Raw genomic sequence first — 11,161 nt, 5'->3', positions numbered from 1 at the left:
CGCACAATTCATCACGGCCGCCGCTGCGAGCCCCAATTCCCAACTGGCGGCGCCCTTCTCGCTGATGCGGCGCGCGCTGGCGTGCCAGACGAACAACGCCGGATTCGGGGCGCGCGCCTTCCGGCGCAGCGACGGCCAATGGGGAGGCGCGATGGTGGTCGCCGCCAAGAGCGCGACGCCCAACGTCGACGCCCTGGCCGGCTGCGCCAAGACCAACTGGCGGCGCGCCACGGCCGGCACCCAGACCTCGCTGTGCAACAGCGGCTGGAGCACCCCCAACACCTACGAGAGCCGCCGCGGCGAGACCTACTACGTGTTGCTGGCCGGCACCGCGGACGACTTCTGCACCGCGGTCAACGGCAAATTCAAGGACAACTCCAACGGGTGGCCGTTCTAGCCGCTTTCCGGCGGCGTCGTACGGTAAGGGGGTGAGCATGTCGCGTCATCGCGTCGTCATCATCGGAAGCGGATTCGGTGGCCTGAACGCGGCCAAGGCACTCAAGCGGGCCGACGTCGACGTCACCCTGATCTCCAAGACCACGACCCACCTCTTCCAGCCGTTGCTGTACCAGGTGGCCACCGGCATCCTGTCCGAGGGCGACGTCGCCCCGACCACCCGGCTGATCCTGCGCAGGCAGAAGAACGTCCGGGTGCTGTGGGGCGACGTCAACGCCATCGACCTGACGGCCAAGACCGTGACGTCGCACCTGATGGGCATGGAGACCGTGACGCCCTTCGACAGCCTCATCGTCGCCGCCGGCGCGCAGCAGTCCTATTTCGGCCACGACGAGTACGCCGCCTTCGCGCCCGGCATGAAGAGCGTCGACGACGCCCTCGAGCTGCGGGCCCGCATCCTCGGCGCGTTCGAGGCGGCCGAAGTCGCCACCGACCCGGCCGAGCGGCAGCGCCGCCTGACGTTCGTGGTGGTGGGCGCGGGCCCGACCGGGGTCGAGCTGGCCGGCGAGATCGTCCAGCTCGCCGAGCGCACCCTGGCCGGGGCGTTCCGGACGATCACGCCCAGCGAGTGCCGGGTCATCCTGCTCGACGCCGCGCCCGCGGTGTTGCCGCCGATGGGCGAGAACCTGGGCTTGAAGGCGAAACGGCGGCTGCAGAAGATGGACGTCGAGGTGCAGCTGAACGCCATGGTGACCTCGGTGGACTACATGGGCATCACCGTCAAGGAGAAGGACGGCGGCGAGCGGCGCATCGAATGCGCGTGCAAGGTGTGGGCCGCCGGCGTGCAGGCCAGCGAGCTGGGCAAGATGGTCGCCGAGCAGTCCGACGGGACCGAGACCGACCGCGCCGGGCGGGTGATCGTCGAGCCCGACCTCACCGTCAAGGGGCATCCCTACGTGTTCGTCATCGGCGACCTGATGTCGGTGCCCGGCGTCCCCGGGATGGCCCAGGGCGCGATCCAGGGGGCGCACTACGTCACCAAGTTGATCAAGCAGGCGGTGAAGGGCCAGGACGACCCGGCCAACCGGAAGCCGTTCAACTACTTCGACAAGGGCAGCATGGCCCTCATTTCGCGGTACAGCGCCGTCGCCAAGGTCGGAAAGCTGGAGTTCGGCGGCTTCATCGCCTGGTTGGCGTGGCTGCTGTTGCACCTGTTGTACCTGGTCGGGTTCCGCAACCGCATCGCCGCCATGTTCTCCTGGGGCATTTCCTTCCTGGGCCGCACCCGCGGCCAGATGGCCATCACCAGCCAGATGATGTACGCCCGGCCGGTGGTGGACTGGGTGGAGCGCCAGGCGCAGGAGGGCTCACTGGCGGCGGCCGAACGCATCGAAGCCGCCGAGAAGCAGGCCGGTTAGCCCTTCGACTAGCTCAAAGCCTGGTCGATGTCGGCGATCAGGTCGTCGGAGCCCTCGAGCCCGACGGAGATTCGCACCACGCCGTCGCCCAGGCCGATCGCTGCGCGCCCCTCCGGGCCCATCGCCCGGTGGGTGGTCGTGGCCGGATGTGTGACAAGGGATTTCGCGTCGCCCAGGTTGTTGGAGATGTCGATCAGCCGCAGCTTGTCCAGCACCTCGAACGCCCGCGGCTTGGCTTTGTCGTCGGGGCAGTCGAGCGCGAAGGTGATCACCGTCCCCCCACCCGACATCTGGCGCTTGGCCAGGTCGTACTGCGGGTGCGACGGCAGGAACGGGTAGCGGACCCAACTCACCGCAGGATGGGTCTCCAAAAATTCCGCGATCCGGTGCGCCGAGGAATTGCTGTGTTCCACCCGGACCGCCAGTGTCTCAAGGCCTTTCACCAGCACCCAGGCGTTGAAGGCGCTGAGCGCCGGCCCGGTGTGCCGCATCAGCTTCTGCACCGGGCCGTCGATGTACTCCTTGTCGCCCAGGATCGCGCCGCCCAGCACCCGGCCCTGACCGTCGATGTGCTTGGTGCCCGAGTACACCACCACGTCGACGCCCAGCGGAATGCCCTGCTGCAGCAGCGGAGTTGCGAAGACGTTGTCCAACACCACTTTTGCGCCCGCGGCGTGCGCGAGCTCGACCACCGCGGCGATGTCCACCAGCGACTGCATCGGGTTCGACGGCGTCTCGAAGAACACTGCCTGCGTCGGCTTCGACAGCGCCTCCTCCCACTGCGCCAGGTCGTCGCCGTCAACGAACACGGTCTCGACGCCCCAGCGCGGCAGGATCTCGTTGCACACCACGAAGCACGAGCCGAACAGGCTGCGCGACGCGACCAGCCGGTCCCCGGCGGCCAGCAGCGCGCCCAGCGACGTGAACACCGCCGCCATGCCGCTCGCGGTGGCGAACGCGGCCCGCGCGCCCTCGATCAGGCGCAACCGCTCCTCGAACATCGTCACGGTCGGGTTGCCGTACCGCGAGTAGACGAAGTGGTCCAGCTCGCCGGTGAAGGACTTCTCCGCGACGGCCGCCGAATCGTAGACATACCCGGACGTCAGGAACATCGCCTCTGCGGTCTCGTCGAACCCCGAGCGCAGCAGTCCCCCGCGTACGCCGATGGTGGCCTGGCTGACGCCGTCGGGCAGCGCCTTGGGCTCGCGGACGGAATCCCCCGACGGTGAACTCATAGCTGCTTCCAGGGCAATCCGATTGCGCGCCAACCTGATTCACCGCGAATCCCCTGGGCGTTCGGGTGGCCTTCGAACCCGTCAAGCACGTTGTAGGCCGGGGTGATGCCGGCCCGGGTGGCGACCTCGGCGGCACCGATCGAGCGGTTGCCCGAGCGACACAGGAAGACCACCGGCCGTACGGATTCGGTCTCGGGCACCCGGTCGCGCAGTTCGTCGGCGAAGTTGGCGTTGAAGGTGCCGTCGGACGTGTTCCACTCGATGAACACCACCTCGCGGCCCAGGCTGGACAGGTCGGGCACGCCGACGAGCCGCCATTCGGCGTCGGTGCGCACGTCGACCAGCACCGCGTCGGGGTTGTCGCTCAGCAGCTTCCATGCCTGCTCTGGCGTGATGTCTCCGGCGTAGGAGCCTGTGCGCTCTGTGCTCATGACCTCGGATGGTAGCGAGGTTACAACCGCGCCTCTCGCGTGACCGAGCTGTGCGGGCCCTGGTGCCGCACCGCCAGCCGGTCCGCGACGTCGCGCGCGCGGTCGCGCGCGGCCGTCACGTCCGGCGCCGTCGCCAGCGCCTGGAATGCCCGCCCGGCCAGGCGAAGGTCGCTTTCCGGCACGCCCAGCGCCCCGGCGATCGCGACGGGCGGCGCGTCGGCGCGCTCCACCCGGTGGGCCGCGCCCGGCGAAATCATGATGGTGTCAACCGGCAGCCCGAGGACGGTGCGGGCCTGCAGTTCGAACGCCGACAGCCGCTGGCTGGGCACCGTCGCCCAGGCGCTGTCGGTGGGGCGGGGCGTGACGTCGACGAAGTACACCTCGTCGCCGTTGATCATCAGCTCGACGGCGAAGACGCCGCGCCCGCCGAGCGCCTTGACGATCCGCGCGGCGATCGATTTGGCGGCGTCCATCGCGGCCGCGGTCATGCTCTGCGGTTGCCAGGACTCGAGCACGTCGGGAGTGGGCTCGGGGTGGCCGACCGGTGAGCAGAAGTCGATCCGGGGCCCCTGCGGACCGTCGCTGCGCACCGCCAGCAGGGTGACGTAGAACTCGACCTCCACGACGGTCTCGGCCAGCACCCGGTGCTGCTCGCCGTGGCCTCTCGTCGCGCGCTGCCAGGCCGGCCCGATGTCGTCGGGACCCGACGCGACCGACTGGCCCCGCCCGGCGCCCGCGAGCACCGGCTGCACCAGCAGCGGGTAACCGGCGTGCGCGCCCACCGCCTCGAGTTCGCCGGCCGAGCCGACGAACCAGAACGGCGCGGTGGGCAGCCCCAGCTCGTCGGCGGCCAGCCGACGCAGGCCCTCGCGGTCGGCGGCGAGCCGCACGGCATGCGCGCTGGGCACCAGCTGCGGGCCCTCGAGCCCCTCCAGAGCTTGGGCCGCGACGGCGTCGGTGGTCGTGACCACGAAGTCCGGCTGCAGCCCGCGAATCGCCTTGGTCAGCTCGTCTGCATCGGTCATCGCCACCACCAGCGACTGATCGGCCACCGCGTGCGCGGGGGCGTCGGCGCGCTCGTCGAGGGCGATCACCCGCGCGCCGAGGCGGCCCAGGGCGATCGCCAGTTCGCGGGCGAGCTCACCGGCGCCCACCAACGCCACCCGCGGCCGGGTGTCGGCCTTCCCCGCCGGCGGTTGCGGCGGGACGGTGAGCGCGGTCGTCTTGTCGTCGGGTCCGTCGGTCACCGCTCAAGGATAGGTGCGCGGCGGGCAACTCAAGGTTGACCGGGAAGCAGCCGCACCATCAGCCCGTTGGCCTCGGCCAGCACCGCGTCGTCACCGTCGACGAGTTCGGCGGCGACGAACGCCTTGCGGCCCTCGGTGCTCGTGACGCGGCCGCGCACAGCCAGGGGCGCATCGATCGGGGTGACCTTGCGGTAGTCGACGTGCAGGAACGCGGTGCGGCTGATCGGCCGTCCCGCGGCGTGCGACACCATGCCGAACATGTGGTCGAACAGCAGCGGCAACACACCGCCGTGCACGGCGTGGTTTCCGCCGACATGGAACCGGCTGAAGTAGCCGGTCATCTCGACGCCGTCCGGCGCGTACCTGGTCAACGTCCAGGGCGGCAACAGCAGGCTGCCCATGCCGGGCAGGTCGGGCGTGCGCCCGGCCGGTGCCTTGCCCTCGTCGGCCTGGAACGGGCCGAGCAGCTGCACCAGCGCCGCGGCGCGGTCGGCCGCGTCGTCCCACACGTCGTCACCCGGGTCGGCGGACACCGCCAGGTCCTGCAGCGCGCGCATGGCCGCGACGAACCGGCCGAAGCCCGGGCCCGGGCTGGCCGGGCCGTATTCGGGAAAGCCGCCGTGGTGTTCGTAGTCGGGGTCGAGTTCTTTCGGGTCCGGTTCCGTCACGGGCGCGCCGCCAGCACGTCGCGGCGCACGATCGTCTGTTCCCGCCCCGGCCCGACGCCGATGCACGAAACATGCGCCCCGGCAAGCTCTTCCAGCCGCAGCACGTAGTCACGCGCCTTGGCGGGCAGGTCGTCGAATTCGCGCGCGCCGGAGATGTCCTCCCACCAGCCGGGCAGTTCCTCGTAGATCGGCTCGGCGCGCGCCAGGTCGCTCTGCGTCATCGGCATGTCGTTGGTGCGATCGCCGTCGATGCGGTAACCGACGCAGATGGGGACCGTCTCCAGGCTGGAGAGCACGTCGAGCTTGGTCAGGAAGAAGTCGGTGATGCCGTTGACCCGGGTGGCGTAGCGCGCGATCACGGCGTCGAACCAGCCGCAGCGGCGGCGCCGCCCGGTGGTGACGCCGAACTCGCCGCCCGTCTTCGACAGGTATTCGCCGTTGGCGTCGAACAGCTCGGTGGGGAACGGCCCGGAACCCACCCGGGTGGTGTAGGCCTTGAGGATCCCGAGCACGGTGGTGATGCGGGTGGGACCGATGCCGGACCCGACGGCCGCGCCGCCTGCGGTCGGATTCGACGACGTCACATAGGGATACGTGCCGTGGTCGACGTCGAGCAGGGTGCCCTGGGAGCCCTCCAGCAGCACCGTCTCGCCGGTCTCGAGCGCGGTGTTGAGCAGCCGGCGGGTGTCGCGGATGCGGTGCCGGAAGCCCTCGGCCTGATGCAGCAGGGCGTCGACGACCTGGTGCGGGTCCAGCGCCTTGCGGTTGTAGATCTTGACCAGGATCTGGTTCTTCAGTTCCAGCGCGGCCTCGATCTTGTGCGTCAACTGGTCGGGGTCGAGCACGTCCGCGACGCGGATGCCCTGGCGCGCGATCTTGTCCTGGTAGCACGGCCCGATGCCGCGGCCCGTGGTGCCGATCTTCTTGTTGCCCATGTAGCGCTCGGTGACCTTGTCGATCGCGACGTGGTAGGGCAACAGCAGGTGCGCGTCGGCGGAGATCAGCAGCTTGGTGGTGTCCACCCCGCGGTCCTCGAGGCCCTTGAGCTCGTCGAGCAGTACGCCGGGGTCGACCACCACACCGTTGCCGATCACGTTGGTGACGCCGGGGGTCAGCACGCCCGAGGGGATCAGGTGCAGCGCGAAGTTCTCGCCGCTGGGCAGGACGACGGTGTGGCCGGCGTTGTTGCCCCCCTGATAGCGCACCACCCACTGCACGCGCCCACCGAGCAGGTCAGTGGCCTTACCTTTGCCCTCGTCGCCCCATTGGGCGCCGATGAGGACGATTGCCGGCATGACTTGCTCCCGCCTGCTTACTGTGGTTCTACTGGCAACGCACCGTATCTCGCAGCGCTGCAACGGCTTGCGGCATCGCCCGGTGGCTCGAGCTGCCTGCCCGCACCAGGGTCTCGGTTGAGCGCTCCGGGACCGTGCGCGTAGCTGGAGGCATCTTTGCTTGACGCTCTCACGTGGCGATCCTAAACGTCGGGCAGCGACGTACCCGCGACAAGGGCCGTTTGGTCGCGGCTCGTGTCCTCCACGGCCGGGACTTACGGCGTCGTGGGCGGTTTAGCAGCGCATACGCCGCCGGCGGTCGGTGCCTCCAGCATCAGGCACAGGGGCTGCTTGGGGTCGCGCTCGGTCCTCTTGGCCGCCCAGCCCGGCCACACCGGTTTGCCGTTCCAGCTGACCAGCGTCCAGCCATCGTGCGGGTTGCCCTGGACCACGACGACACCGGCGTTGGGCAGCGGGTCGAACAGCAGGAGCAGTGGATCGGGGTTTCTGACGCTCATCATCGTCCCGACGCCGATGGCGAACTCGCTGGAGAACGCCACCTCGGTGATCTTGCCGCCCGCGGCCCGGACCGGGTTGGCCATGGCGTTGCCGTAGATCGTTTGCAGGGAGTCGTTGAAGCGACCCGCGTCGGTCGCCGCGTTGCCGTACATCGTCTGCAGCGCGCCGTTGAAGCGTTTGTGGAACTCGAATCCGTTGGCGTCGGTGGAGCCCGGAGCCAGCATCGGCACGATGCGCAGCCCAAGCAACCACGCCACCGGCCCCAGCAGGTACGCCAGCCCGGCGAGGCTGAACTGCGGTTGCCCGTTGAACGCGCCGGCGTCGATCTCGTTGAGGCCGGGCAGTGCCTGAACATTCATCCCCAACGCGGCCGCCAACGGGGCGGCCGTCTGCTGGGTCCTGGTCAGCTGCGACGCGAAGATCCCGGCGAGCGGACCCTGCGCGGCCAGCGTGGTGGCGATGTTCTGCGCCTGTTGCTGCCCGAGCGCGGTGAGCACCGTTCCGGGCACCGCCGTGTCGATCACCCGCGCCGCGTTGCCCTCCGACTGGCCATGCCGCACCAGGTCGATCACGATCGATTCGTCGGCCGAGGCCGTCGCAGGCTCGACGCACAACAGGACAGCCGAAACCGCCACGGCGCCGGCACGGCGGAGTCGCCTCGTCAGCAACGGACGCGCGTCGGGCCGGTACCAGACACGGGCGGCGCGATTCGCGCGGTTGAGAGGAAGGCGGTGAGTCGGCGAATGGCAGTTCTCCGTTCTCTTGGCCACCCATTCGTTGACCCCGTGGCAGGAGTAAAGTATCCGGTTGCCATCGGGCGGTGGCGCAACAACTTTCGCAGTCCGAGATCATGTTGTGACTACGTCGTGATGACGAGATTATCCGGCCCCCAAATGGTCTGGCTGATGAGTGCGCGAGAGGCATTGAAAGACAAGGCTATTGGTGAACACAGAAGACGGCGCCGTAGCGGTGCTGCTGTTCGGTGATCGCCGGGTGCCGCGACCGCTGGTCGGCCTGCCGGTCCACGGCGCCGATCCCGATTCCGCGATCGGGCCGTACCGGCGGCTGGTGGTGGTCGGCGCCGACGCCGACCTGGCCGCCGTGCTGACCGGGCTGCTGCGCGCCGGGCGGCTCGACGTCGAGGTGGCCTACGTGCCGCGCCGCCGTACCCGCGCGAGCCGGGCCTACCGCCTGCCCGCCGGGCGGCGCGCGGCGCGGCGAGCCCGGCGTGGCACCGCGCGGCGGGTGACCCTGGTCCGCGACGAGACCGGATCGGTGGTCGTCGGGCGGGCGAGCTGGCTGCCGTCCGAGGGGCGATCGCTGCGTGGCGAGGCCGTCGTCGACGACACCGTGTTGTTCGACGGGGACGTCCCCGGCGTGCACGTCGAGCCGACGCTGGCCGTGCCCGGCCTGCGCGCCCGCGTTGGCCGGCGCCGCTGGGTCGCCGGGCGCGCGGTCCAGCTGGGCAGCACCGGCGTCGACGTGGTGCGCGACGGCGTACCCGCGCCGCGGCCGGCGCGCCGCTCGACGTTCTACCGCAACGTCGAGGGCTGGCTGGCGGTCCGATAGTTGGGCTGAGTCCGCAGGATTCGCGAGCGCGGTCCGCATTACGGCGCTGGCGACTTTGCTGACAGTTCGTTCTGCAAAAGCGAGACGTCCCCAGCCCGCTCGAATAGCCTCAATCTAGGTTTGGGCGCACCACCCATTTGCCTGGAATCTCCGGCTTCCGCCCTGAACGGTCCCCGAAAGAAAGAGTTGTCAGATTCTCCGATTGGCGGGCTGGTCCTACCTACCTATCAGCCCGGCCCACCGGGGCTGCGACGAAACGAGGAGACATCATCATGATCACGCCGCATCACCTCGACCGCACCACTGGGCCCACGCTGAAAAAATCGGCCGCCATAACCGTTCTCGCCGGTGGGTTGGCGATGGCTGTCATAGGGCTGACCCCTGCCATGGCCAACGCAGACCCCGCACCGCTGGACCCCCCAAGCCCAACCATAACCGCAACCCTGCTCCCCACAGCGCCCCCACCGGGAAGGGCAGGATCAGACCTCTGTATCGCTGTCAACAATGCGCCGCGTGACCACCAGCCGAACAGCTTGAGCGGCTGCTAGGGCGCGCCGCACCACGCTACAGAGGCGGCGTTTCGACTCGGGGATTGGCGAGGCACCTCTGCCATCGCCACTGGTGATCAGGTTGAAGCCCTTGGGTTTTACTCCTTGTTCTACCGCAACGTCGAGGGCTGGCCGGCGGTCCGGCAGGTCGCGGGCTAGGCGCCGTCGCCCTGCTGCTTCGACGCCAGGTGCTTGACGATTAGGCAAAAGTTGACGACGGCGGCGCTCAGCTTGTGGATGGTGGCGTCCCGGGCCCGCCACGCACATCTGCCAGTCGCCGAACTCCTCAGGGGGTCTTTGGTTGTCCGCGTTGAGATGGATCTTCTGCTCGATCTGGTCGCACAGATCCGCCGGGGTCAAGTTGTCCCGGCGCATCGACGTCGAAGAACCATTTATCCGTCATGCCTAGTCGGTACCCCCTGCGCCGCGAATTCACCTGACCCGCGCGCCGGTCGACGTGACGAATGGAGCGCATCGTGTCACATTTCGCGGCTGCGGAACGTCGATATTCTCGAGAACTCCACGCATGAGGGGGACGCCATTGGCAGCGAATAGGCTTGCGTGCCGGCCGAATGTTGTCGTCCGGCTGCTGGACCTGACCCAGCTGGGACAGGCGCAGTGGTTGTTCGGCAACATCTACGAAGCGGTCGTCCATATCCCGGAGCGGCTTGCCGCCCAGCCGAGGCCGTCATCGGTGTTGGCACCGGGCAGCCCGGTGCGCTATTACGCTGCCGCCGCACCGATCACCGTGGCGGCCACGGCCGCAGCCGTGAGCAAGGGCTGGGAAATCGACGACGCCAGGGGCTGGTTGGCCGTTACGGCGGGATGCTCGGTCACCGGATTGGCCCTCACCGGCTATCTGATCCGGACGGTGAACCTCCCGGTGATGTTTGCCGACACGGCGCCGCCGCCAGACGTACGGGCCGCCCGACTCCGAACCTGGTACCGGCTCAATCTGGTTCGGATCGCCGCCGCGTGTGGCGCGTTGATCGCCGCGAACCGCGCGAGCCAGGTCATCGCGCGGCGGGGCGCACGGTAGCGCGCCAAACCCCGTCGACGGGCGGTCCGATAGTTTCGACCGGTGAACCTGCCCGCCCGGCGCGAATCGTTGCGACCCAGCCCCATCTTCCTGGCCCTGGTGGCCGTGACGGCGGCCGGCGGCGCGCTGGCCTGGCTGGCCGGCAGCACCGTGCGGCCACTGGCGTACGTCGGGGTGTTCACCTTCGTCATCGCCGGCTGGTTGGTGTCGCTGTGCCTGCACGAATTCGGGCACGCGGTGACCGCCTGGCGATTCGGCGACCACGACGCCGCCGTGCGCGGGTACCTGACGCTGGATCCCCGGCGTTACAGCCATCCCGCGCTGTCGCTGCTGCTGCCGATGGTGGTGATCGCGCTGGGCGGAATCGGCCTGCCGGGCGCCGCCGTGTACCTGCGGACCTGGTTCATGACGCCGAACCAGCGCACCCTGGTCAGCCTCGCGGGCCCCGCGGCCAACCTGGCGCTGGCGGTGCTGCTGCTCACCCTCACGCGGGTGTTCTACGACCCGTTCCACCAGGTGCTCTGGGCGGGCGTGGCCTTCCTGGGATTCCTGCAGCTGACCGCGGTGGTGCTGAACGTGCTGCCCATCCCGGGCCTGGACGGCTACGACGCGCTGGAGCCGCACCTAAGCCCCGAGACCCAGCGCGCGGTGGCGCCGGCCAAGCAATGGGGCTTCTTCATTCTGCTGTTTTTGCTCCTGGCGGGCGGTAACTGGTTCTTCGGGGCCGTGCTGTGGCTGTTCGACTTCTCGGGGGTGCCGACGTGGCTGGTGTCGGCGGGCAACGTGCTGACCCGCTTCTGGAGCCGCTGGTTCTGAC

At 69.3% G+C, this 11,161-nt stretch carries 11 protein-coding genes and 1 pseudogene; 5 read left to right on the top strand and 7 right to left on the bottom strand.

Features of this window, described 5'->3' with window-relative positions:
* A pseudogene (locus A9X03_RS29960) lies at positions 1 to 397 on the top strand (hypothetical protein); the annotation flags it as partial.
* Between the two features lie 37 nt (positions 398 to 434).
* Positions 435 to 1,814 (top strand): NAD(P)/FAD-dependent oxidoreductase, encoded by a 1,380-nt coding sequence (locus A9X03_RS25855; protein WP_067759422.1) that lies wholly within the window; start codon positions 435 to 437, stop codon positions 1,812 to 1,814.
* 8 nt (positions 1,815 to 1,822) lie between these two features.
* Here A9X03_RS25855 and A9X03_RS25850 read toward each other — a convergent pair whose 3' ends face one another.
* The 6 genes from A9X03_RS25850 to A9X03_RS25825 all read right to left on the bottom strand — a co-directional run bounded on the left by A9X03_RS25850 (position 1,823) and on the right by A9X03_RS25825 (position 7,823).
* Positions 1,823 to 3,049 (bottom strand): O-succinylhomoserine sulfhydrylase, encoded by a 1,227-nt coding sequence (locus A9X03_RS25850; protein WP_068263663.1) that lies wholly within the window; start codon positions 3,047 to 3,049, stop codon positions 1,823 to 1,825.
* Entirely contained in the window at positions 3,046 to 3,480 is a 435-nt protein-coding gene (locus A9X03_RS25845; protein ID WP_067785863.1) for a rhodanese-like domain-containing protein, read from the bottom strand. Before A9X03_RS25845 ends, A9X03_RS25850 begins: the two co-directional genes overlap by 4 nt.
* 20 nt (positions 3,481 to 3,500) lie before the next feature.
* A complete protein-coding gene (gene purT, locus A9X03_RS25840) occupies positions 3,501 to 4,727 on the bottom strand; it encodes a formate-dependent phosphoribosylglycinamide formyltransferase (protein WP_067759416.1) in 1,227 nt (408 codons plus the stop codon).
* A gap of 29 nt (positions 4,728 to 4,756) precedes the next feature.
* Complete coding sequence (locus A9X03_RS25835) at positions 4,757 to 5,395, bottom strand: PaaI family thioesterase (RefSeq protein WP_067759412.1); 639 nt, start codon at positions 5,393 to 5,395, stop codon at positions 4,757 to 4,759.
* Positions 5,392 to 6,690 (bottom strand): adenylosuccinate synthase, encoded by a 1,299-nt coding sequence (locus tag A9X03_RS25830; RefSeq protein WP_067785860.1) that lies wholly within the window; start codon positions 6,688 to 6,690, stop codon positions 5,392 to 5,394. Before A9X03_RS25830 ends, A9X03_RS25835 begins: the two co-directional genes overlap by 4 nt.
* A 254-nt stretch (positions 6,691 to 6,944) precedes the next feature.
* Complete coding sequence (locus A9X03_RS25825; protein ID WP_067785857.1) at positions 6,945 to 7,823, bottom strand: histidine phosphatase family protein; 879 nt, start codon at positions 7,821 to 7,823, stop codon at positions 6,945 to 6,947.
* A 307-nt stretch (positions 7,824 to 8,130) separates the two neighbouring features.
* On the opposite strand from A9X03_RS25825, the gene A9X03_RS25820 reads away from it, so the two are divergent.
* Positions 8,131 to 8,757: a peptidase M50 gene (locus tag A9X03_RS25820; protein WP_067759395.1), complete on the top strand. Its 627-nt coding sequence runs from the start codon at positions 8,131 to 8,133 to the stop codon at positions 8,755 to 8,757.
* 479 nt (positions 8,758 to 9,236) lie between these two features.
* Here A9X03_RS25820 and A9X03_RS30530 read toward each other — a convergent pair whose 3' ends face one another.
* Entirely contained in the window at positions 9,237 to 9,680 is a 444-nt protein-coding gene (locus A9X03_RS30530) for a hypothetical protein (RefSeq protein WP_231968956.1), read from the bottom strand.
* A 247-nt stretch (positions 9,681 to 9,927) separates the two neighbouring features.
* Here A9X03_RS30530 and A9X03_RS25815 point away from each other — a divergent pair, with 247 nt between their 5' ends.
* Together A9X03_RS25815 and A9X03_RS25810 are read left to right on the top strand one after the other, a co-directional pair.
* Positions 9,928 to 10,344, top strand: coding sequence for a DUF1772 domain-containing protein (locus tag A9X03_RS25815; RefSeq protein WP_197498952.1), 417 nt, complete (start codon positions 9,928 to 9,930; stop codon positions 10,342 to 10,344).
* Positions 10,345 to 10,386: 42 nt separating this feature from the next.
* Positions 10,387 to 11,160, top strand: a complete 774-nt coding sequence (locus A9X03_RS25810; RefSeq protein WP_067780092.1) for a site-2 protease family protein — start codon at positions 10,387 to 10,389, stop codon at positions 11,158 to 11,160.
* The last annotated feature ends 1 nt before the right edge of the window (position 11,161 follow it).

This window comes from Mycobacterium sp. E1715 (genome assembly GCF_001667625.1).
GTDB lineage: Bacteria > Actinomycetota > Actinomycetes > Mycobacteriales > Mycobacteriaceae > Mycobacterium.
This window is presented reverse-complemented; position numbering and strand designations above follow the sequence as displayed.